The organism is Ruegeria sp. R8_1, assembly GCF_017743815.1.
Lineage (GTDB): Bacteria > Pseudomonadota > Alphaproteobacteria > Rhodobacterales > Rhodobacteraceae > Ruegeria > Ruegeria lacuscaerulensis_A.
The window spans coordinates 338517-359885 of record NZ_JAGHRL010000004.1; the positions used below are offsets into that span (position 1 = coordinate 338517).

A 21369-nucleotide genomic window follows, 5' to 3' on the forward strand; every position below is an offset into this window, starting at 1 on the left:
CCGGTTTGCCTGCAACCCGGTTCAGGCGCTGATCTGGTGTAACTTAGGTTGAAGAACTGTTTTATCTTCGGTTGCAAACCGGATAATCGTCGCTCCGTTTTGCATCGGGCAGATTGTGCATTCAAGCGAAACACCATTGCGCATACGCAACTCGGCCGACCATTCTGCCCGGTTGTCGCGCATCCCTACAAACTCTCGAATCTCACCGAAAACAGGGGATGCAGTACAAAGTTCCTGCCAATTGCGTGTGACATCCAGAACTGAATCGGCATCAAACCCCGAGTCTCCGCTATCGCCCCACAGATTTTGATAGGCGTAGTTGGTAAAGGCCAGGGTTCCGTCATCGCCAAAAACGGCGACCGCATCCGCCAGTTTGTCCAGAACTGATTGCATAAGGTCCATTTCTGAACGGAACCGCCGGGTCAGGGTGATCTCGGCCGTGATGTCTTCGAACAAAAAGGCGACGGCACCGTCGGGATGGGGGCGACCGCTAACCGAATAAACCGACCCAGAGGGCAGCGACCACGTTTCCTGATAATTCCCGTCCTCGGCAGCCTCAAGCAGGTCATTCATCTGACTGCGCCAGCTTCGGTAGTTCTTGGGTTCGGGCATCATGTGTTGATCCCGTAGCCGATCGAAGAAACTGGACAGGCTTGGCCGGCAGCTGAGGAAGTCCGGGGGCAGGGTGGTCAGGTCAATTAGGGCCGGGTTGAACAGGGCCAGTTGTCGGTTGCGGTCGAAAATCGCCAACCCAATTGACAGTTGGGCAAAGGTCTTGGTCATCGTCTGAACGAATTTACGCTGGGCGGTTTCGGCGTCGACAATCGCGTTGATGTCGACGGCGTAACATAAGTGCCCCTCTGGATGATGGACTCGCGTCAGATCGAACCAAAGCTTGATTTCGCTGCCGTCCGACGAAATTGAAACCCGCGTCTTTCCACCCAGTCGGGCATCTTCTTCGGATCCGGGAAACAACGGCGCGGTCAGATCCGTATCCTGACCCCGGACCTTGCGCACCAACGAAATATAGGCTGCGTTGCACCAACGAACTGTTTCGTGTTCATCCAGTAACCAGACGGGATACGGCGCGCGTTCCATTGCCAGGCGGATTGGGTCGTTCGCCTCGCGGTGGATGGTGGCAGGGCAGATGCTGTTTTCACGCAACTGAACCCTGACTATGCCGTCGATCCATTCGCACATGACGTCACGCTCGACCGTGCAGTCTATGGCGGGGATGATCAGATTACCCTCCTGCCGGATGCAGTCCGGAGTTTCGGGAAACGTGGGAAAGTCACGCTGCAGTAAACGGCGCAGGTCGTGCCACGACCGGACTTCTTCGAACCCTTCTAGCGCGATATCCGAGTGGCTGATCAGACGTTGATCGTCGAACAAAAACACTGCGTCAAACAAGGACGTGGGCGAGGATAGTCCGAAATTGTCACCCCTGTGCCGACGGCGCGGCAGCAGCCATTGCACCGCAAGGCCGGCAGAGACCAAGCTGATGACAGCCAGAATGAACCAGTCGACCATGAACGCCCCGCAATAGAAATTACGAAACCGGATTATGGTTACCAATGGTTAACGGGGTCTTAACTCAGACCTGAATCCGTTGGTTCGCGCCAGACGGGACCGGGGTGTCTCCTTGTTGCGCATCAACCAGATTTCTCGGCCAAGTGACCTTTACGATAGCTCCCCGACGTTCGGGGTTCTCGGATAAGGTCTGATAGGGGTCTGAACCGTTGGCAAAATCCAGTTCCGCTCCGCTGCGCTCCAGCAGGGTTTTGGCGATGAACAGGCCCAAACCCATGCCTTCGTATTCCGGGCGTGCGCGCTGATCGGTTTCGGCGCGACGGCGGCGCATGAACGGATCGCCAATCCGCCCGATCATCTGAGACGGATATCCGCGCCCGTCATCCATGATGCTGACAATGATCTGATCAGAGCTCCATTCCGCCTCGACCCAAACGTTCGCGCGGGCAAAATCCACCGCATTCTGGATCAGGTTCCGCAACCCGTGAATGATTTCGGGTTTGCGCAGGATTGAGGGTTGCTGAACATCCCCGTCATCCGCGGGGCCTTCGGTAAAATGGACGGTTTTGCCCCGGTGAATGTGTGGTTCTGCAGCCTCGTTCACCACGGTTGAAAGAGGGGCCTGTCGCAGATGCAGATCATCCTTGCCGGCCCTGCCCATGTCGCGCAATATGTCCCGGCACCGGTTGGCCTGTTCCCGGATCAGCGCGGCATCCTCTTTCAGTTCGGGCCGGTCATCCAGTTCTTCGATCAACTCCGAGCTGGTCAATTTGATTGTGGCCAGCGGCGTGCCCAGTTCATGCGCGGCCGCAGCAACAACCCCACCCAGGTCAGTCAGCTTCTGTTCTCTCGCCAGGGCCATATGCGTGGCGGCCAGAGCCTCGGACATGGATTGAACTTCGGAACTGACACGATGTGAATAAGCACCCAAAAAGACGATCGCGATAACGATCGCGGCCCAGTTTCCGAACAACAGGATATCCGGGATTTCAAGATCCATTCCGACATCCGTGCGCAAGGGCACATGGAATTCGGCCAGCAGAGTGGTCAGAACAATTGCAACCACGCCGACGATCAACGTCGACCGGGTGCTCATGACATTGGCCGAGATCGTTACTGGCCCCACAAGCAGCAAGGCAAACGGATTGTTCAGCCCTCCGGTCAGGTACAGCAGAACGGTCAATTGCAGCAGGTCGAACAGAACCATCAGGAAGTTCTCGAACTCTGACAAGCGCTTGTTTCTAGGGAAGATCAGGATCGCAGTCAGGTTGCCCAGGATCGAGACCCCGATGGCCAGGTAGCACAGCATCACATCCAGCTCGACGTGATAGGTCTGTTGGGCGACGGTGATGGCTGTGATCTGGCCGATGATGGCAACCCAGCGCAGCAGGATCAGCGTGCGCAGCCTGATCCAGCTGCTGCGTTCCTGTCCACGCCATAATGTGATGTTGGAATTGGCCATGGGTTCACTATGTCCTGTTGCATCGGCTGATCATCTTGATAGGTGTCCGGGCCGAAACGATCAACAACCCCTCTGATCATTAGGATTGAAGTCATGGTCCGTCTTTATGCCGTTCTTGCCACTGTTGTTCTTGCCATTGGTCTGGGGGCCATGTGGCTGCTGACCCGAGGTGCCGGATCGGATGATCAGTTCGCACAATGCCGGTCCAGCCAAATCGCCGGCGGCACCGCAGCCATTGGCGGCCCATTCGAATTGATCAACGGAGAGGGTCAGACTGTCACCGACGCTGACGTTATCACCGAGCCGACCCTGGTTTATTTCGGCTATACGTTCTGTCCTGATGTCTGCCCGTTCGACATGTCGCGCAATGCCGAGGCTGTGGATATACTGGCCGAGCGTGGCCAGTCGGTGACGCCTCTGTTCATCTCAATCGATCCAGACCGGGACACGCCCGAAGTGGTGGCGGACTATGCCTTTAACATGGGTGGTAAAACCATCGCGCTGACCGGTTCGGCCGAGCAGGTCAAAGCCGCCAGCCAGGCTTACAAGACCTATTACAAGGCCCATGACAAAAGCGACGAATACTATCTGGTCGACCATTCCACTTTTACCTATCTGATGACGCCGGAAACCGGATTCCTTGAATTCTTCAACCGCAATGACTCGGCTGAACAGATGGCTGACAAGGTCGGGTGTTTTCTGGACAAACTGTGATCCGTTTGACCTTTGCAATGGCGCTGCTATTACTCATAGCTAAGCCAACGGCGTGAAATAGCGGAAAGAATAGAATATGGCAGACAGCTCTGATCTGGATATCGGCCCGGACAAATCCCTGCTTCTGGTAGATGATGATGAGCCTTTTCTGAGACGTCTGGCCAAAGCCATGGAAAAGCGCGGCTTCGAGGTCGAGACCGCAGGCTCGGTCGCCGCAGGACGGGCTATTTCCACCGCCCGCCCACCTGCCTACGCGGTTGTCGATTTGCGGCTTGAGGACGGCAACGGTCTGGACGTGGTCGAAGTGCTGCGTGAAAAGCGCCCTGACAGCCGGGTCGTGGTATTGACCGGATATGGTGCCATCGCCACTGCCGTGGCCGCCGTAAAGATCGGTGCGACCGACTACCTGTCGAAACCCGCCGACGCCACCGACATCACCAACGCGCTGCTGGCAAAGGGTGACGAGTTACCGCCACCCCCGGAAAATCCCATGAGCGCGGATCGCGTGCGTTGGGAACATATTCAGCGGGTCTATGAGCTGTGCGACCGGAATGTGTCCGAGACTGCGCGCCGCCTGAACATGCACCGTCGGACGTTGCAGCGGATTTTGGCGAAGCGCAGCCCGCGGTAATAGTTATAGTTTGGTCAAACGCTTGCGGATGCTTGCGGATTATAAATTGAGTAACTAGAAGTTGTGCGTATGGATTAGACTAAAGACCATGCGGAAATTCACGAGAAATTTGATGATTGTTCGAGCAATAGCCACACTTTCATTGTTGGCCACAGTTGGTGCATGCGCGTCTAAAGGACCCAGCAGGGATGAGATCTGGAGTACCATTGAAGGATGCGATGGAAATGAGCTTTGTTCTTTTGCAACTTTGATTGCTGAAGAATATGGCAAGTTAGTGGGTAAATCTCTTGGACAAGGTATATCCGTAAAGAGCGCTGAGACCGATGGAAAAATTGTCGATTTAGCATTCTATGTACCTGACCGCATAAAAAACGTTCCGACGACGGGTGGTCGAACACCATCAGAAGAATTGACGATTTCTGCGAAAAAGAACCTTTGTAGTGATCCCAATACTCGTCGTTTCTTCGAGATCGGCGGAGCCATGAATTTCTCGACCTATCTGTCATCGGGGGAGAGGTTTTCGAACAGTACGATCACATCGTGTTAGTCCCGACAACGCCAGTTTTTGCGCAATAGCAAGGGACACGAAACCTGCTCCGAACAAGAACATTCTTTTGATTACCTTTGTCACGACTTCGTGACTTGCACCTCTATGCCCTGAGACCAAGTGTTCGCCTCGGGAAAACACTTAACAAGACAGGAACCTCTCAAATGATCGGTTATGTGACCATCGGCGTGTCAGACATGGAGCGCGCAAAGAAATTCTATACCGAGCTGCTCTCGGATCGCGGTGCCAAGGTGACGCTGGATGTGGGACGCATCGCCTTTATCGGCAATCAGCCCGGTGCGCCGATGCTGGCTGTGTGCGAACCCTATGACGGTGGTGATTGTGCGCCGGGCAACGGCACCATGGTGGCTTTTGCAGCGGATTCGAAAGAACACGCGCAGGCGATGTATGACAAAGCGATCAGCCTTGGCGCCACTGACGAAGGCGAGCCCGGCCAGCGTGTGCCCGACATGTTCTACGGGGCCTATGTCCGTGACGCGGACAACAACAAGATCTGTTTCTACGTCTTCGGCTAAAGCTGTGCCAACAGGGTGGCGTGCCGGTCAGTATAGGCGCGCCGCACCTCGACCGGAGGGCGCAGGACGATGTTCAGCCCCTCCATTACGGTCTTATCCGGGCGACCAAAGAACTTGGATGCCTCGGTTTCGGAAAAGCCTGCGATCTGCGTGGCCTCCATCCAGGCGCTGATCTTGTCAGCCTTCTTGATCTGACGTTTCACGGTTTTCGGAACTGCGGCGGGCAGGCCGAACCGGATGTGGATTGCCGCGGCCAGACGGTCATCCAGCGCGCCATAGTCGGGACCGACAGCGGATTTGACCGGAGAAATCATATCTCCGATCACGTATTCGGGGGCGTCATGTAACAAAGCAGCCAACCGCCATTTGATCGGTGCTTTGGGTGCGATGCGGCCAAACAGTTCTTCTACCAGCAGGGAATGTTCGGCTACGGAATAAGCGAAATCCCCTTTGGTTTGACCGTTCCAGCGCGCCACAAAGGCCAGCCCGTGCGCGATATCTTCGATCTCGATATCCACCGGGGTCGGGTCCAACAAATCCAGCCTGCGGCCAGACAGCATCCTCTGCCACGCGCGGGGTTGTGTTGCCATTATACCATGCCTTGTCCGAACAGCCGCGATTGCGCCTCAATTTTATGGTATGGTTTACCTGTCAAGATCACCAGCTGCCAACTTTTTCTTGAGCATTCGTGCTTTGAACAAGTGCGCGGTGATACCGACATCAAGTACCGAGGGGGGCGCATGCTTCTCCCGGTGTGCCCCTCTCGATTGAAACCAGAATCGAAAGGAGCTTGTTATGTTCAAGCGTTTATTTGGAATTGCCCTGGCTTTTGGAATGGCTGCGACTGCGCCTCCGGCTTTTGCTCAACAGAACACTTGTGCGCAGCGTGATCACGTAATCGCCAAGCTACAGGACAGCTATTCGGAACAGCTGGCCTTTGGCGGATTGCAGAAATCGCGCGGCGGGCAATCGGTGATGGAGGTTTGGACCTCTGAGGAAACGGGAAGCTATACCGTTTTGGTGACCCATGCGAACGGCCTGAGTTGTATCGTCGCCGTTGGTACCGATTTTTTCGAGGCGATCCCCAAGATCAAGGTAGACGGCACGCCAAGCTGATTTTAGCGACAAAAATCCCGTTTCCGGCCATCTGCGTTGCCACGCCCATAAAGGGATGTTAGGGGCAACCCGGAACAGTATTTACCGGAATGGAGTACCTGATGGCCGGGGACTATATCGTCAAAGACATTTCATTGGCCGGGTTCGGCCGCAAAGAGCTGGATATTGCCGAAACCGAGATGCCGGGCCTGATGTCCCTGCGCGCGGAATATGGCGACAGTAAGCCCCTGAGCGGTGCGCGCATCGTTGGCTCTCTGCACATGACCATCCAAACAGCCGTTCTGATCGAAACGCTGGTTGCGTTGGGTGCAGATGTACGCTGGGCATCGTGCAACATCTTCTCGACTCAAGACCACGCGGCAGCGGCAATCGCCGAAGCTGGCATTCCCGTCTTCGCCATCAAAGGCCAGACGCTGGAAGAGCATTGGGATTACCTGGACAAGTCCTTCCTGTTCGAAGACGGCCCCAACATGATCCTGGACGATGGCGGCGACGCGACGCTGTACATCCTTTTGGGTGCACGTGCCGAAGCGGGCGAAGACATCATCCCTGTTCCGGGCTCGGAAGAGGAAGAGGTGATCAAGAAGCAGATCGCCAAGCGGATGGCCGCATCCCCCGGCTGGTTCACCAAGATGCGCGACCAGATCAAAGGCGTGTCCGAGGAAACCACCACCGGTGTGAACCGTCTGTATCAGTTGGTGAAAGAAGGCCACCTGCCCTTCCCCGCGATCAACGTGAATGACAGCGTCACCAAGTCGAAATTCGACAACAAATACGGCTGTAAGGAATCGCTGGTCGACGGCATCCGCCGCGCCACCGACACGATGCTGGCCGGTAAAGTTGCCGTGGTCTGCGGCTATGGCGATGTGGGCAAAGGCTCGGCCGCGTCGCTGGCCGGTGCCGGTGCCCGTGTGAAAGTGACCGAGGTTGACCCGATCTGCGCGCTGCAAGCCGCAATGGACGGGTTCGAGGTCACTCTGCTGGAAGACGAAGTTGCCAGCGCTGATGTGTTCATCACCACCACCGGCAACAAGGACGTGATCCGTATCGAGCATATGCGCGAGATGAAGGACATGGCCATCGTCGGCAACATCGGTCACTTCGACAATGAAATTCAGGTAGCCAGCCTGAAGAACCACAAATGGACCAACATCAAGGAACAGGTGGACATGATCGAGATGCCCTCGGGCAACCGCATCATCCTGCTGTCCGAAGGCCGCTTGCTGAACCTCGGCAACGCCACCGGGCACCCGTCCTTCGTGATGTCGGCGTCCTTCACCAACCAGGTTCTGGCGCAGATCGAACTGTTCACCAAAGGTGATGAGTACAAAAACGACGTCTACATCCTGCCCAAACATCTGGATGAAAAAGTCGCCCGCCTGCATCTGGACCGCATCGGCGTGAAGCTGACCAAGATGGACTCGGAACAAGCTGCCTATATCGGCGTGAAACCCGAAGGTCCCTATAAGCCCGAGCATTACCGCTACTGATCGCGGATCGGGAATGACGAAACGCACGGGACGCCGCCGGTTCATGCAACTGGCGGCGTCTTTCTTTTCCATCATCGTATTTCTATTTCTTGTTGGCTCTGCCGGATTCCTTCTGGTGACACACCCGAAGTCACCCTTGCCTGACAATTGGAACCCCCTGCGCGATCTGTCGGTTACGGCCCCGGTCACTCTGGTCACGCGGTTTCAGTTGAACCGAGCTCTGGCGGATGAGGCACAATGCAGGGCGGTACTGTCTGCGGATGGGGTGGCGTTTGCTGAGATGGAGGATTTGGTCGTCGATCAGAATTGCGGGATCAGCGGACGGGGCCTTCTGTCGCGCCTTGTTACCGCAGATGTCCCAGGGGTCGAAACGCGCTGTACCACCGCCCTGCGTCTGGCCATGTGGGAACATCACGTGGTTCAGCCTGCTGCGCGGGACATCTTGGGTTCTGACGCGCGCGCGCTGCGGCATCTGGGCAGCTATAACTGCCGCCGGATGCGCACCGCGCAGGGGCAGGACAGCCGGTGGAGCAGTCATGCAACCGCGGATTCCATTGATATCATAGGGGTTGATCTGGCCGATGGCCGCACGCTGAACCTGTTGCGGGACTGGCCGACTGAAGGACCCGAATCCGAATTCCTACGCCAGATCGGGCAGGGCGCCTGTGATTGGTTCCGCGTAGTGCTTGGCCCCAATTTCAACAAGCTGCACGCGGACCACTTTCATTTGCAGGGGCCTGGCTGGGGCTATTGCAGATAATCCGGCCCCGAGAACCGGGGCCGGAGCTTGGCTTAGCGTCCGCTGACCGCGTCGGCCAGCGATTTGAAGCGGACGATCTTGTAGATACCCTTAGAGGCATCTTCGCCATTGTTCAGAACGGGCGAGCGGTGCAACTCGTTAATCGTGGCGTAGACATACCCATCCGCACCGATCGAGAACCCGTCTGGCCACGGCAATTCATCATCCGACTGGAACAGCACTTCATAGCTGCCATCCGGTTTGGTGACGCCCAGCGCATTGTCCGTCATCGCGGTGATATAGACATTGCCGCCGGTATCTACGGTCGAGCCATCCGAGATCGGCTTGTCGCCATAGCGTTCGACCTTGGCCTCAAGATCGGCATCTGACAAGCTTTCATCCAGCAGCGCGGCGGTGGGGATGCGGTACATCGCGCTTGCCGTCATTGGGGCGAAATAGACCCATGTATTGGTCGGATCGACGGTGATCGGGTTGATGCCGATCTTGGCCGGATTGCCGCCCAATGTGATCTCGCGCCCGTCGATCACCATCGGTGTGTCCTCGGGGATCGTATATTTAGAGCCTTCCAGAACCCGCCGCGCGCGTCCAGTGTCCAGATCAACCACGATGATGGCCGAGTTCTGCCCGTCGCCGGTATCCGAGATGTAGATGGCCCCATGATCGCGATCCACAGCCAGATCGTTCAGGAATGAGGTCGGGCGCGCAACAGGTGCGCCGATATAGTGGATCTCATGCAGCGTTTCGGTCTTGGTGTCCCAGGCGACGACGCGCCCGGTCTGGTTCTCGCCCTGACCGTCCAGCATCCACAGGATGCCATCGCGGTCGGCCCGCAAACCCAGAACACCGTTCAGCCCATCGGCATCATCATTCGGTGCGCGCGCCCAGTCTTCAGTCGGGTAGGGTTTGGTGGACCCGTCCGGCATCACCTCGACCACGCGCAGTTCGGGGCCATAGAATTCATGCACCGACATGAACATGCGCCCATCGGGGCCAATGGCCAGATTGCCCGGGGGCATGGATTTTTCGAACTCAAGATAGGTTTCCAACTCGGCCGCCGCGGCGGGCAGGGCCAGCGCAAGCGCGCATGTGGCTGCGTAAAGAGATTTCATTGGGTCCTCCTCTGGGTGATGGCAGAGCAGATACCATTTGAATTTTTCTGCGATAACTGGCTCAATCCTGAAACCAGCGTTAGGAATTTTCGAATGTATCACGTGAATGACCTGTTGACCTTCGTCTCGGTCGCAAAAACAGGCGGCGTCGGCTCCGCGGCCAAGGCGCAGGGGATCTCAGCGGCGACGGTCAGCCATCGCGTCACGAAGCTTGAGGAGGTTTTGAACCTCAAACTCTTCCACCGCAACAGCCGCAAGGTGCAACTGACCGAAGAAGGTCTGATCTTTCTGGACCGGATCGAACCTTTGTTGGCTGATTTGCGCGACGCCGAGCTTGAGGCCGGCAGTGGCAGTGGCGCATTGCGCGGACATTTGCGCGTGACGCTGTCACCCTGGATCTTGTCGCGTTTCATCATGCCGGTCATGAGCACGTTTCAGGCCGAGCACCCGGACCTGACGGTCGAGTTTCTGGCCGTTGATCGCTATGTCGCGTTGGTGGATGAGGGTATCGACTGCGCGATCCGGGTGGGACAGATGGCCGACAGCACACTAAAGGCCCGTAAACTAAGCGATAATGACAGGATCATTTGTGCTTCACCGGTGTTTTGCGAAACATATGGACTGCCGACCACGGCTGAAGACTTACGCCTAATGCGCTGGGCCTGTCTGCCGTGGCAAACTCGGCTCGACATCATGGATGGGCACGGTGCTGCGCAGTTTTCGATCCCGCGCGGGATTGCAGTATCGAACTCGGATATGTTGACCGAAGCGGCGGTACAGGGGTTGGGGCTAGCGGTCAAATCCCGCTTAGCTGTTCAGCGCGAGTTGGAAAGCGGGGCACTGGTTGAGGTCATGCCTGGTGTTTTGCGGTCACCTGACGCTCCGATCTCATTCGTGCATGCAGGGAACGCAACCCCTGGGCGAAAGGTGCGCGCTTTCTCGGATTTGGCCAATCGCGCCTTTCAGTGAGTTTTACGTATTTCCTTGGGGGGAAATAAACCAGTTTTTCCCGTTGTGACCTACCCTCAGCTGAATAGATTTCCCGCACTTGTTTCAACCTTTTGTGACATCGCAGCAAGACGCTGCTTTACGGGAGAGCCAGTCATGGGAAAACGCGACGACCTGATTGCAAAATACGCGGAAGATCTGAAGAACAAATGCGGGATGGATCCCGATATGGACCTGCTGACCAAGGTCACGATCGGTTGCGGTCCGGCGATCTACGACGCCGACGCGTCGACCGTTGCGGCCTCGCAAGAGGGCGAGATTGAGACCGTCAAAAACAATTTCCTGATCAAGAAACTGGGCCTGTCCGATGGTCCTGCGTTAGATGAGGCGATCCAATCGGTGCTTGACACTTATGGCATGTCAGAGCGCAATAAATACCGCGCTGTGGTCTATTACATGCTGACCAAACACTTCGGCAAGGAATCGGTCTACGGCTGATCCAATAGCGCCCGTCGCAGCGGCAGTCGTTTCCAATTTTAAGTACTTGGTGTTTGTATCGGCGCCGCTGTTTCGGCTAGTGTTATCTTGTGGCCAGGACGGTCAGAACCGAAGAATTTCTATACGCGTGTGGTGAGTCGGGAGCACGCGGGGTAGGGAAGGTTCTGCGTCCGTCGGAACCTTCCCTTTTTTAATCTGCCTGCGTCTGCCCCAGATCGCAGATCACCTGCCATTCGGCTGCGGTAACTGGCTGCACCGACAGGCGCGAGTTTTTCACCAGCACCATGTCGCCCAGCCGTTCGTCGGCCTTGATCTGGTCCAGCGTGACTGGCGTTGTGAAGGGCCGCACCGCCTTGATGTCCACACACTCCCACCGGTCGTCATCGGTGGTGCTGTCGGGATGGGCGGTGGCGCAGACCTCGACGATGCCGACAATCGCCTTGTCCTTTTGCGAGTGATAAAAGAACCCCCGGTCGCCCACCGCCATCTGACGCATGAAATTGCGCGCCTGATAGTTGCGCACGCCGTCCCATTCCTCGCCTGCCTCCCCTTTGGCAACCTGCTGGTCCCAGCTCCAGGTCGAGGGTTCGGATTTGAACAGCCAATATGCCATCAGCCGATGACCTTTTTCCACGCGATCAGATCGACCGATTGAAACAGCCCCGCCTTGGCATAGGGATCATTGTCAGCCCAGTTTTGGGCGGCGGCCATATCCTCGACCTCAAGGATGATCAGCGATCCGATCATTGCGTCGCCATCCAACAGGGGTCCGGCCTGTGCAACGACACCGGTTTCTTCGATGTAAGCCAGGTGGTCGGCGCGGTTGTCCAGCCGGGTTTGCAACGCGCCGTCCTTGTCACGGGCGATCAGAGCGATGAGCATATTATTCCTCCTTCAGGGGTCTGTTGAGCAGAGTATCAATGGCCTGCGCCACACTATATGTGCCTTGGCTCAGGTCGGCGACAGTAGCGCTGATCGGCATGTCCAGCCCCTCGGCCCGGGCAATGTCGGACATGGCACGCGCGGTTGCGACGCCCTCGACCGTGGTGGTGGTGTCAAAGGGCTGATTTCGACCCAAACACAGGCCGAAACGATAGTTTCTGGACAATTCGGACGAACAGGTCAGCACCAGATCACCCAGCCCCGACAGGCCCATCAGGGTTTCGGGCTGCGCGCCACGCATCAGGGCAAAGCGCTGCATCTCTGCAAATCCGCGCGTCATTAACGCGGCGCGGGCGCTGTCGCCCAAACCGGCTCCGATCGCTGCTCCGCAGGCGATGGCCATGACGTTTTTCAACGCGCCGCCCAGTTCCGCCCCGATCAGATCGGGGGTGCGATAGAGGCGCAGGTTCGCGGTGGTCAGATCATGTTGCAACCCATGAGCATCCTCGGCGCAGGCCAGCGTCAGCGCGGTGGGAAGCCCGCGCGCGATATCATCTGCAAAGCTCGGGCCGGTCAGCAGGGCAGGGCGCGCGTCGGGGATGGTCTGGCGGATGACCGAGATCGGACCCAGCCCTGTCGACAGCTCGATCCCTTTGCAGCAGGCCACCAGTGTTTTCCCGGCCAATACGCCGGCGTGGTCCGTCAGTGCCCCGCGCAGTTTTTGCATCGGGACCGAGACAAGCAGCGTTTCGCTTTGTGTCGCCTGCGCAATGTCAGCCGTCACGGTGATGATGTCGGGCAAAGCCACGCCGGGCAGCCGCGCCGCGTTTTCACGCGTGCTGTGCACCACCCGCGCCTGTTCCGCGTCTCGCGCCCACAGCGTCACCGGTCCGTTTCCGGCCAGCGAAATTGCCAGCGCGGTCCCGAATGCGCCCGAGCCCAGTACTGAGACGCTCATGCTTTGGCCCCTTTCTTGCCACTGCCAAGCATTGCGGGGCTGGTCTGGTCCAAAGGCCAGCGGGGGCGGGCGGTCAAGTCCAGCCCGTCGCGCGCGCCGGTGCGGAATCGCTCGATCCCGGCATAGGCGATCATGGCCGCGTTGTCGGTGCAAAGGGCGAGGGGCGGCGCGATGAAACGCGCGCCTTTCTCACTGCAAACAGTCTCTAATGCTGAACGAATGGCCGAATTTGCCGCAACGCCTCCGGCCACGGCAATCACCGGCTCCGAGGGGTTTTCATTCAGATACAGATCTATCGCTCGGCGGGTTTTCTCGGCCAGTGTATCGACAACGGCCTGTTGGAACCCGGCGCACAGATCGGAGCGGTCCTGGCGGGTCAGCCCGCCTTTCTCGGCCACAACCTGATCGCGCATCCGCATCAGCGCCGTTTTCAACCCCGAAAAGGACAGATCACATCCGGGCCGGTCCAGCAAAGGCCGGGGAAAGCGGAACCGTTTGGGGTCGCCTGCGCGGGCCTCGGTCTCAACCGAAGGGCCGCCGGGTTGCGGCAGGCCCAGTAGACGAGCGGTTTTGTCGAATGCCTCACCGGGCGCGTCGTCGATGGTGCCGCCCAGACGGGTAAAGTGGTCCGGCCCGTGGGCGATCAGGTATTGGCAATGTCCGCCCGAAACCAGCAGCATCAGATACGGAAACGCGATCCCGTCAGTCAGGCGCGGGGTCAGCGCGTGGCCTGCCAAGTGGTTCACCCCGATCAAAGGCAACCCGGTCGCGGCACTGATCCCTTTGGCGCACATCACGCCGGACATGACGCCGCCGATCAAACCCGGTCCCGCAGTCACGGCGATGGCGTCCATGTCGGACAGAGCCAAACCGGCCTCTTCAAGCGCCTGCATGACGCAAATGTCCAGTTTCTCGGCATGAGCGCGGGCAGCAATCTCGGGGACAACGCCGCCAAAAGCACTGTGCAGGTCGTTTTGGCCATGAACGATCGAGGACAAAACCTCGGCCGTGTTTTCCCCATGGCGCACAACGGCGGCGGCTGTGTCGTCACAGCTGCTTTCCAACCCGAGGACAGTAAGTGTTTGCACCATTGGCCTGATCCGTTACATCTTGGTTGCCAAGCGGGGTATCACCCTGTGCGGATGCAAACAATCCCAAGGCCCAAGGCGCCGACCGTTGTATTTGTTGATGACCCGCCCGCGCGCGGCCTCTGAAAGGTTCGTCGCGCAACTTCCGACCCGCGTCAGGTCTCGGGTGCAGGTCATCTATTCGCCGATTCTGGAAATCAAACCCCTGCCGGTTCATGTGGATACGATTGATACGCGTGGGCTGATTTTCACCTCGGCCAATGCGGTGAACGCGGCGGCCTCGGCTGGGGTTGAGCGGTCTCTGCCTGCTTTCTGCGTGGGTCCTGCAACAACAGGTACGGCAAAAGGTGCTGGGTGGGACGCGCAAATGATGGGCCAGACCGCCGAGGAGTTAATCGCAGCCCTTTTGCAAACCCGACCGCTCAGTCCGCTACTGCACCTGCGAGGCGAGCACAGCCGGGGCAATATTGCCGAGCGGTTGACCGAATCCGGCCTGACCGTGCGCGAACAGCCCGTTTACCAGCAAAACCTGTTACCGCTGACACCCGAAGCGACTGCCGCCGCAAGCGGCAAATCCGCTGTTTTGGTTCCAATATTTTCACCCAGAACGGCGCGACATTTTGCCGACATCTGGCGCGGTTCTGCTCCGCTTTGGGTGGCTGCCATCAGCCAGGCCACGGCCGAACCCCTTTATTCTTTGCCCTATGCGCGATTGAAAGTCGCCAAAGAGCCGACGCCCCAGAAAATGCGTAAGGCCGTTAAAAAACTCGTGAAACATGCGTTGCGGGTTGAGGGCGACGTGGCCACCGACTAACTTAGCCGGGTCTGTTGTTCCAAGCATTTCGGATTCGATAAGGGGAATATTGCGGTGGCTGATAAGAAGAACTCCGATCAAAAACCGGTGGATGATCCCAAGACAGATGAGGCGGTTGAAGCTGTTTCCGCATCTGACGAATCCACTGTTGACGACGCCGAAGCGTTAGAAGAGGCCCTTTCCGAAGCCGAAGCCGAAGCCGAAGCCGAAGCCGAAGCCGAAGCCGAAGCCGAAGCCGAAGCCGAAGCCGAAGCCGAAGCCGAAGCCGAAGCCGAAGCCGAAGCCGAAGCCGAAGCCGAAGCCGAAGCCAATCTTGAACGTTTCAAGGAGAACCTGTCCGAACGTCAGTCGGAAAAGAAAGGTGGCTTTGTTCCGGCCTTGATCGGCGGTGCGATTGCAGCCGCAATCGGGTTCGCGGCGGGCAGCGCTGGTTTGTTTGACTCCGGCAGCTCGGACGCGTTGACCACGCTCGAGACAAAGCTGACCGATCAAGCCAACCAAATCGATGCGCTCTCGAAATCTCTGTCCGATGGCTCGGACTTGGAAAGCAAGATTGCTGCTTTGACAGAACAGTTGGCTCCGGTCACTTCGGATCTGGACGCCGTCCAATCCGGCCTTGATGGTTTGTCAGAACAGATCCAGCCTCTGGCTGATCGCTTGACCGCACTGGAAAGCGGCGCGCTGACTCAAGGAGCCACCCCCGAAACCACAGCCGCATTTGAAGCCGAGCTGAAAAAACTGCAGGACTCGCTGGCTGCCCAACGCGCCGAGGTTGAAAAGATGGTTGCGGAAGCTCAGGCTCTGGAAGCAAAAGCTTCGGATGAGGCTTTGGCCGCGACCAATGCAGCGATACTGTCTAAGCTCCACGGGCAGTTGGATGCTGGGCAACCCTATTCCGACCTTCTTTCCGAGCTGTCAGCTGGCGGGGTCGAAATCCCGAGTGCGCTGTCCGCGGCGGCCGACAATGGAGTCGCGACGGTTTCGGCCCTGCGTGAGGATTTTGCGCCAGCCGCCCGCGCTGCTCTTGCCGACGCCCGAGAGGCGGAGAAAGGCACAGGGATCGTCGCGTTCCTCCAGCGCCAGACGGGTGCGCGTTCGGTAACACCACAAGAGGGTGATGACCCGGATGCGATCTTGTCTCGTGCGCAAGCGGCGCTGTCCACCGGCGATGTAGCCGGGGCTTTGAACGAACTGAAATCTCTGCCCGAGGCGGCCCGTGCTGCGCTGGCTGAATGGGAACAAGCGGCGCAGACACGGGTATCTGCCTTGGATGCCGCAGATGCGCTTGCTTCTGGCGCGAACTCGAACTGAAGGACCTGCCATGCTGTGGTCACTGATAAAAATCCTTGTATTTGTTGCCATTGTTGGCCTTCTGGCTATTGGTGCCGGGTTCCTGATGGAAACCAGCGGCGGTATTCAGATCACGGCGGGTGGCACGGAATACACTCTGGGGCCTTTGCAATCGGTTATTGCGCTGGGCGTGTTGGTCTTTGCGATCTGGGTGTTCTTCAAACTGCTGACCCTGCTGATCGCCACGCTGAAATTCCTAAATGGCGATGAAACCGCTCTGTCGCGCTATTTCGACCGCAGCCGTGAACAGCGCGGCTATCAGGCGCTGGCTGATGGGCTAATGGCACTGGCTTCGGGCGAGGGGCGCATTGCCATGTCCAAGGCCACCAAGGCCGAAAAACTGCTGAACAAGCCGGAATTGACCAACCTGCTGGTGGCGCAGGCGGCCGAGATGAATGGTGACACCAAGAAAGCCTCGGACACCTATAAGAAACTGGTGACGAACAACGCCACCCGGTTTGTGGGCGTGCGTGGTATCTTGAAGCAGAAACTGGCCGAGGGTGATGACGATACCGCCAGGAAGCTGGCCGAAAAGGCGCTGGCGATCAAACCGCGCCACGCCGAAACACAAGACATTCTGTTGGGGTTGCAAACCAAGTCGCAGGATTGGACCGGCGCGCGTTCGACACTGACAGCCAAGCTGAAGGCCGGTCACCTACCGCGTGACGTGTTCAAGCGCCGCGATGCGGTGCTGGCCCTGTCCGAGGCCAAGGGCATTCTGGACGAAAGCGCGACAGTCGAACAGCAAGAACACGCGATCGAGGCCAACCGCCTATCGCCTGATCTGGTTCCTGCCGCTGCGATGGCCGCGCGAGCCTATATCGAAAAGGGTAAGCCGCGCGCTGCGACCAAGATCCTGAAAAAAGCGTGGGAAGTACAGCCGCATCCCGATCTGGCCCATGCCTTTGCCGAAATCGCGCCGGATGAAACGCCGGATGCGCGGATCAAGCGGTTCACCGCCCTGACCCGCATCCACCCGGAAAACCCTGAAACGCGCCTGATCCTGGCCGAGTTGAACATCGTGGCCGAGGATTTCCCCGAAGCTCGCCGTGCGCTGGGCGATGTGGTGGAAAAACAGGCCGATGCCCGCGCCTATACGCTGATGGCAGCGATTGAACGTGGCGAGGGGTCATCGGATGCAGTGGTGCAGGGATGGCTGGCCAAAGCGCTGAACGCGCCGCGCGGGCCGCAATGGGTTTGCGACAACTGCCATGATATCCAGCCCGAATGGGCTCCGGTCTGCCAGAACTGCGGCAGCTTTGACACGCTAAGCTGGCAAACCCCGCAAACGCCCGAGATCGCCTCGGCGACCGGTGTTCACATGCTGCCCCTGATCGTAGGTGCGCTTGAGGAAAAGGCCGAGCCGGAGGTTGAAGAGCCGGAAGAAGAAATTGCGTCTGACGTTATCGAAATGAAGGCCGACCCGGTGCGCCCCGATGTCGAGCCTGCGGTCGAAGAAAAGGTCTGAGGACGCCGTTCACCTGTCGCTGGGCAAGTACGTCCAGCGATATTTTGGCGGGGTAGGGCCTTTGTTTCGGCCACCTTGCTGAGATTGTTCCCACGCATGTGCAAGAATGCCGACAGACCGGGACAGGCAAAACAGGCCACGCGCCAATGGCGCGTCAAAACCAAGCTCGGCATAGATCACCGCTGTGGCTCCGTCGATATTCATCGGAACGGGTTTGCCTTTGCGCTGCGCCAATTCGCCTTCGATGTCGATCGCGACAGATTTGTAGCGCCCATCACAGGCACCTGCCTCAATCGCTTCCTCCACTAGGCTCATTAAACGCGGTGCGCGTGGATCCGTTGGGGTGTGAAAGCGGTGGCCGAACCCGGGCAGAATTTTCCCTTGCGCGGCAATCCAGTCATCCACCGCCGGGCCAACGGCGGATGGGTGAGCGTTGACGAACTGATACAGGGTCACCGCTTGCTCGCCAGCACCGCCGTGGATGTCCCCCAGCATGTTCACCGCGCTTGCTATGGCATTGTTGAGCGGCAGTCCGCACGTCACTGCCATGCGTGCTGTAGCGATAGAAGGGGCTTGTGGCCCGTGATCCACGGCAGCAACCAGGGCGGTCTCGAACAATTTCAACTGTGCGGCGGATGGCCTGTCTCCGCGCACCATGAACCAGATCATTTCCGCAAAACCAAGGTTGCCGATCAGGTCCCGAATAGGTGTGCCCCGCAGGTCTATTCGTCCGGGTTCCATGTCGATGATGGATGTTGACCACCAGTCAGCGACATCGCTCATATGATCCCCTCCTTCGTCAACGCTTTTATTTCGTCACGGCTCAGACCAAGCTCAGACCAGATCACAGAATTATCTGCCCCCAAGTCCGGTGGGGCGGTCCGGGGCATTCTGCGTTGACCATCCATCACAACAGGGCTGCCGGTTAGTTTCAACTCCTCGCTGTGGGACGGCAAAGATCCAATCAATCCGCGGCCTGTAAGCTGTTCGTCGGCCAGCGCTTCGGGCACGGTCATCACCTGCCCGGTCGGAACGCCAATCGCGTTCAACTCGCGAACCCATTCCCGCGAGGGTCGGGATTGCAGCGTGGCTTCAAGATCGTCCCTTAGGGTATGGCGATTCCTCTTGCGATCTTCACGCGAGGCATAGTCAGGGTTGCCCAGCAAATCTTCCCGTCCAAGGTGTCGAGCAAGCGCCTGCCATTGTTCGTCACGATTGGCCGCGATGTTGATCGGGTTATCCGCAGTGGCAAAGGTTCCTGACGGGGCGGATGTGGTGTTTTCGTTGCCATGCGCTGCCGGTGTGACATCCCCGATCAGGTAGTTCGACACCACCCAGCCCATGGTGGAGATCACCGCCTCGGACATTGCGATATCCAGAAACGTGCCGCGTGGTCTGGCGTTCAGGGCCGCACTGATCGCAAAAGCGGCCGTTAGCCCCCCGACGGTATCGGCCAGCGGATAACCGACGCGATAGGGCGCTGTATCGGCTGCTCCGGTGATCGACATGACACCGCTGATACCCTGAACGATTTGGTCGTAGGCCGGGTCTTTTTTGCGAGGACCGTCCTGCCCAAAACCGCTGATTGCGCAATAGACCAGGTTGGCATTTTCCGCGCGCAGAACGTCATAGCCAAGGCCAAGCCGGTCCATTACGCCGGGCCGGAAATTTTCGACCAGCACGTCGGCGGTTTGAACCAGCTTCTTCAGCAAGTCTTTGCCCTTTGCTGGCTTCATATCCAGCGTGACGGATTTCTTATCCGCGTTCTGGGCGAGAAAACTGATGCCCATCCCGGTCTTGTTGCGGTCTGGGTCAGCGCCCAACACCCGAGCAAGGTCGCCGCCCTCTGGCCGTTCGACCTTGATCACTTCGGCCCCCATCAGGGCAAGCTGATAGCAGCAATACGGGCCCGCCAGAACATTCGTCAGGTCAAGAACCCGTATTCCTGCCAGAGGCTCAGTCGCCATCGGCGATACCGGCAGCCCGTGCCCGTGCGCGACGCGCGCGATAGCTGGGCAGCAGCACCAGCAGCGCGGCGATAACCAGCAGCCCCAGCGTCATGGGGCGTTCCCAGATAAACCCGATTCCGTCATAGAGCTGCATGGACCTTGCAAAGTTGTCTTCCATCATTCCGCCAAGGATGAACCCGATCAGAAGCGGGGCCAGCGGATAATCGGCAAATTTCAAGGCCGTGGCGCAGACGCCGAACCCAACAAGGATCAACAGCTCCGTTGCATTGTTCTGCCCAATATAAGCGCCCATCAACGTAAAGAACAAAATGAACGGTATCAGATAGTTGCGCGGAACGGATAGTACCTTTGCGATGTAGGGGATCAGCGGCAGGTTCAGGATCAACAGGACAAGGTTTCCGATAAACATGGACATGATCACAGCCCAGAAGATCTGAGGCTCATCCAGCATCAGTCGCGGACCGGGTGTCACGTTCAGAGCGATGAGCGCGCCCAGCAGGATTGCCGTGGTGCCGGAACCTGGAATGCCCAAAGTCAGCAGTGGAACGAATGATCCTGTGCAGGCCGCGTTGTTCGCTGTTTCCGGGGCTGCCAGACCCTTGATCGAGCCTTTGCCAAATTCTTCCTGTTCCTCTTTCGGAGCGATGTTGCGTTCAACGGCGTAGCCGAGGAAACTGGCGATCGTCGCACCGGCGCCGGGAAGAACGCCGATAAAGAAACCTTGTACGGATTGCCGTCCCACAACGGGCGCAATTGCCTTGGCTTCTTCCTTGGTGATGCGCAGGTCCTTGATCTCGCCATCATCACCTTTCAGATCTTTTGGCTTCAGGACCAGAAACAGCGCTTCGGGCAGGGCAAACATGGCCATGGCAAGCGTGATGAAGCCAAAGCCCGATTGCAGGTCCATGATTCCCATGGTGAACCGAGGCAGGTTAAACAACGCGCCTTCGCCGACAGTTGCCATGATCAGCCCAAGGACTGTCATGATGACGGCCTTGGCGACTTGCCCGCTTCCAGCAAAGGCTGCGATGGCTGAAAGACCGACAACCATAAGCGCGAAATACTCGGCCGAATGGAACAACAGCGCGACTGATGACAGGGCAGGGGCAAACACCATTAGAAGCACAGCACCCAGCGTGCCGCCGGCAAAACTGGCGATCGCAGCGATTGTCAGCGCCTTGCCTGCTTTGCCTTGTCGTGCCATCGGATAGCCATCGAAACTTGAAGCTACCGTGCCTGCGACACCCGGCGCGTTCAGCAAAATCGAGGATGTCGATCCTCCGAAGATCGCTCCGTAATACACCCCAGCCAAAAGGATCAGTGCGGCGGATGGGTCGCCCATCGAGATCGCAACCGGGATCATGATGGCGATGATCGACATCGGTCCAAGACCGGGCAACATCCCGATGAATGTGCCGATCAGACACCCAGCGATGACCATCAGTAGGTTTTGGATTGAGAATGCCGTTTGCAGGCCGATCAGAAGTCCTTCAAGCAT

The 21369-nt window shown here is 58.1% G+C and carries 23 protein-coding genes; 12 read left to right on the forward strand and 11 right to left on the reverse strand.

What is annotated here, in order from left to right:
• Nucleotides 1–21: 21 nt before the first annotated feature.
• Nucleotides 22–1530: a PAS-domain containing protein gene (locus tag J7380_RS11925; RefSeq protein ID WP_209196019.1), complete on the reverse strand. Its 1509-nt coding sequence runs from the start codon at nucleotides 1528–1530 to the stop codon at nucleotides 22–24.
• 64 nt (nucleotides 1531–1594) lie between these two features.
• Nucleotides 1595–2992, reverse strand: a complete 1398-nt coding sequence (locus J7380_RS11930; protein ID WP_209196020.1) for a sensor histidine kinase RegB — start codon at nucleotides 2990–2992, stop codon at nucleotides 1595–1597.
• A 93-nt stretch (nucleotides 2993–3085) separates the two neighbouring features.
• Here J7380_RS11930 and J7380_RS11935 point away from each other — a divergent pair, with 93 nt between their 5' ends.
• The 4 genes from J7380_RS11935 to J7380_RS11950 all read left to right on the forward strand — a co-directional run bounded on the left by J7380_RS11935 (nucleotide 3086) and on the right by J7380_RS11950 (nucleotide 5420).
• Nucleotides 3086–3706 carry an SCO family protein gene (locus J7380_RS11935; protein ID WP_209196021.1) on the forward strand — a complete coding sequence of 207 codons (621 nt, stop codon included), beginning with the start codon at nucleotides 3086–3088 and terminating at the stop codon, nucleotides 3704–3706.
• A 76-nt stretch (nucleotides 3707–3782) separates the two neighbouring features.
• A complete protein-coding gene (locus J7380_RS11940) occupies nucleotides 3783–4337 on the forward strand; it encodes an ActR/PrrA/RegA family redox response regulator transcription factor (protein WP_142637470.1) in 555 nt (184 codons plus the stop codon).
• Nucleotides 4338–4449: 112 nt separating this feature from the next.
• Entirely contained in the window at nucleotides 4450–4884 is a 435-nt protein-coding gene (locus tag J7380_RS11945) for a hypothetical protein (RefSeq protein ID WP_209196022.1), read from the forward strand.
• Between the two features lie 164 nt (nucleotides 4885–5048).
• A complete protein-coding gene (locus J7380_RS11950) occupies nucleotides 5049–5420 on the forward strand; it encodes a VOC family protein (protein ID WP_209196023.1) in 372 nt (123 codons plus the stop codon).
• On the opposite strand, the gene J7380_RS11955 is transcribed toward J7380_RS11950, so the two are convergent.
• A complete protein-coding gene (locus tag J7380_RS11955; protein ID WP_209196024.1) occupies nucleotides 5417–6010 on the reverse strand; it encodes an HD family hydrolase in 594 nt (197 codons plus the stop codon). The genes J7380_RS11950 and J7380_RS11955 overlap by 4 nt on opposite strands.
• Nucleotides 6011–6215: 205 nt before the next feature.
• Between J7380_RS11955 and J7380_RS11960 the strand changes: the two genes are divergently transcribed.
• The 3 genes from J7380_RS11960 to J7380_RS11970 all read left to right on the forward strand — a co-directional run bounded on the left by J7380_RS11960 (nucleotide 6216) and on the right by J7380_RS11970 (nucleotide 8786).
• A complete protein-coding gene (locus tag J7380_RS11960) occupies nucleotides 6216–6536 on the forward strand; it encodes a hypothetical protein (RefSeq protein ID WP_209196025.1) in 321 nt (106 codons plus the stop codon).
• Between the two features lie 101 nt (nucleotides 6537–6637).
• The gene (ahcY, locus tag J7380_RS11965; RefSeq protein ID WP_209196026.1) at nucleotides 6638–8026 is read left to right on the forward strand and encodes an adenosylhomocysteinase; all 1389 of its coding nucleotides are present in this window, start codon (nucleotides 6638–6640) and stop codon (nucleotides 8024–8026) included.
• Between the two features lie 13 nt (nucleotides 8027–8039).
• The gene (locus J7380_RS11970) at nucleotides 8040–8786 is read left to right on the forward strand and encodes an extensin family protein (protein WP_209196027.1); all 747 of its coding nucleotides are present in this window, start codon (nucleotides 8040–8042) and stop codon (nucleotides 8784–8786) included.
• Between the two features lie 32 nt (nucleotides 8787–8818).
• On the opposite strand, the gene J7380_RS11975 is transcribed toward J7380_RS11970, so the two are convergent.
• Complete coding sequence (locus J7380_RS11975) at nucleotides 8819–9895, reverse strand: L-dopachrome tautomerase-related protein (protein ID WP_209196028.1); 1077 nt, start codon at nucleotides 9893–9895, stop codon at nucleotides 8819–8821.
• 93 nt (nucleotides 9896–9988) lie between these two features.
• On the opposite strand from J7380_RS11975, the gene J7380_RS11980 reads away from it, so the two are divergent.
• Together J7380_RS11980 and J7380_RS11985 are read left to right on the forward strand one after the other, a co-directional pair.
• A complete protein-coding gene (locus tag J7380_RS11980) occupies nucleotides 9989–10864 on the forward strand; it encodes a LysR family transcriptional regulator (RefSeq protein ID WP_209196029.1) in 876 nt (291 codons plus the stop codon).
• Between the two features lie 135 nt (nucleotides 10865–10999).
• On the forward strand, nucleotides 11000–11341 hold the full coding sequence (locus J7380_RS11985) for a DUF2853 family protein (RefSeq protein ID WP_209196030.1): 342 nt from the start codon (nucleotides 11000–11002) through the stop codon (nucleotides 11339–11341).
• A 190-nt stretch (nucleotides 11342–11531) separates the two neighbouring features.
• Here the strand turns inward: J7380_RS11985 and J7380_RS11990 are convergent, their stop codons facing one another.
• The 4 genes from J7380_RS11990 to tsaD are packed head-to-tail and all read right to left on the reverse strand — an operon-like array spanning nucleotide 11532 to nucleotide 14272.
• Nucleotides 11532–11954 carry an EVE domain-containing protein gene (locus tag J7380_RS11990; protein ID WP_209196031.1) on the reverse strand — a complete coding sequence of 141 codons (423 nt, stop codon included), beginning with the start codon at nucleotides 11952–11954 and terminating at the stop codon, nucleotides 11532–11534.
• The gene (locus J7380_RS11995) at nucleotides 11954–12223 is read right to left on the reverse strand and encodes a YciI family protein (RefSeq protein WP_209196032.1); all 270 of its coding nucleotides are present in this window, start codon (nucleotides 12221–12223) and stop codon (nucleotides 11954–11956) included. The genes J7380_RS11990 and J7380_RS11995 overlap by 1 nt, the downstream gene beginning before the upstream one ends.
• A 1-nt stretch (nucleotide 12224) precedes the next feature.
• Nucleotides 12225–13181 (reverse strand): NAD(P)H-dependent glycerol-3-phosphate dehydrogenase, encoded by a 957-nt coding sequence (locus J7380_RS12000; protein ID WP_209196033.1) that lies wholly within the window; start codon nucleotides 13179–13181, stop codon nucleotides 12225–12227.
• A complete protein-coding gene (gene tsaD, locus J7380_RS12005) occupies nucleotides 13178–14272 on the reverse strand; it encodes a tRNA (adenosine(37)-N6)-threonylcarbamoyltransferase complex transferase subunit TsaD (protein ID WP_209196034.1) in 1095 nt (364 codons plus the stop codon). Before tsaD ends, J7380_RS12000 begins: the two co-directional genes overlap by 4 nt.
• Nucleotides 14273–14369: 97 nt before the next feature.
• On the opposite strand from tsaD, the gene J7380_RS12010 reads away from it, so the two are divergent.
• From J7380_RS12010 to J7380_RS12020, 3 genes are read left to right on the forward strand one after another with little or no spacing between them, the layout of a single operon-like run.
• Nucleotides 14370–15083 carry a uroporphyrinogen-III synthase gene (locus tag J7380_RS12010; protein WP_209196035.1) on the forward strand — a complete coding sequence of 238 codons (714 nt, stop codon included), beginning with the start codon at nucleotides 14370–14372 and terminating at the stop codon, nucleotides 15081–15083.
• 54 nt (nucleotides 15084–15137) lie between these two features.
• A complete protein-coding gene (locus tag J7380_RS12015) occupies nucleotides 15138–16394 on the forward strand; it encodes a hypothetical protein (RefSeq protein ID WP_209196036.1) in 1257 nt (418 codons plus the stop codon).
• Nucleotides 16395–16404: 10 nt separating this feature from the next.
• Nucleotides 16405–17901: a heme biosynthesis HemY N-terminal domain-containing protein gene (locus J7380_RS12020; protein ID WP_209196037.1), complete on the forward strand. Its 1497-nt coding sequence runs from the start codon at nucleotides 16405–16407 to the stop codon at nucleotides 17899–17901.
• Between the two features lie 9 nt (nucleotides 17902–17910).
• Here the strand turns inward: J7380_RS12020 and J7380_RS12025 are convergent, their stop codons facing one another.
• The 3 genes from J7380_RS12025 to J7380_RS12035 are packed head-to-tail and all read right to left on the reverse strand — an operon-like array spanning nucleotide 17911 to nucleotide 21369.
• Nucleotides 17911–18684 (reverse strand): citryl-CoA lyase, encoded by a 774-nt coding sequence (locus J7380_RS12025; protein ID WP_209196038.1) that lies wholly within the window; start codon nucleotides 18682–18684, stop codon nucleotides 17911–17913.
• Nucleotides 18681–19868: a CoA transferase gene (locus J7380_RS12030; RefSeq protein ID WP_209196039.1), complete on the reverse strand. Its 1188-nt coding sequence runs from the start codon at nucleotides 19866–19868 to the stop codon at nucleotides 18681–18683. The genes J7380_RS12025 and J7380_RS12030 overlap by 4 nt, the downstream gene beginning before the upstream one ends.
• Nucleotides 19858–21369: a tripartite tricarboxylate transporter permease gene (locus J7380_RS12035; protein WP_170355570.1), complete on the reverse strand. Its 1512-nt coding sequence runs from the start codon at nucleotides 21367–21369 to the stop codon at nucleotides 19858–19860. The genes J7380_RS12030 and J7380_RS12035 overlap by 11 nt, the downstream gene beginning before the upstream one ends.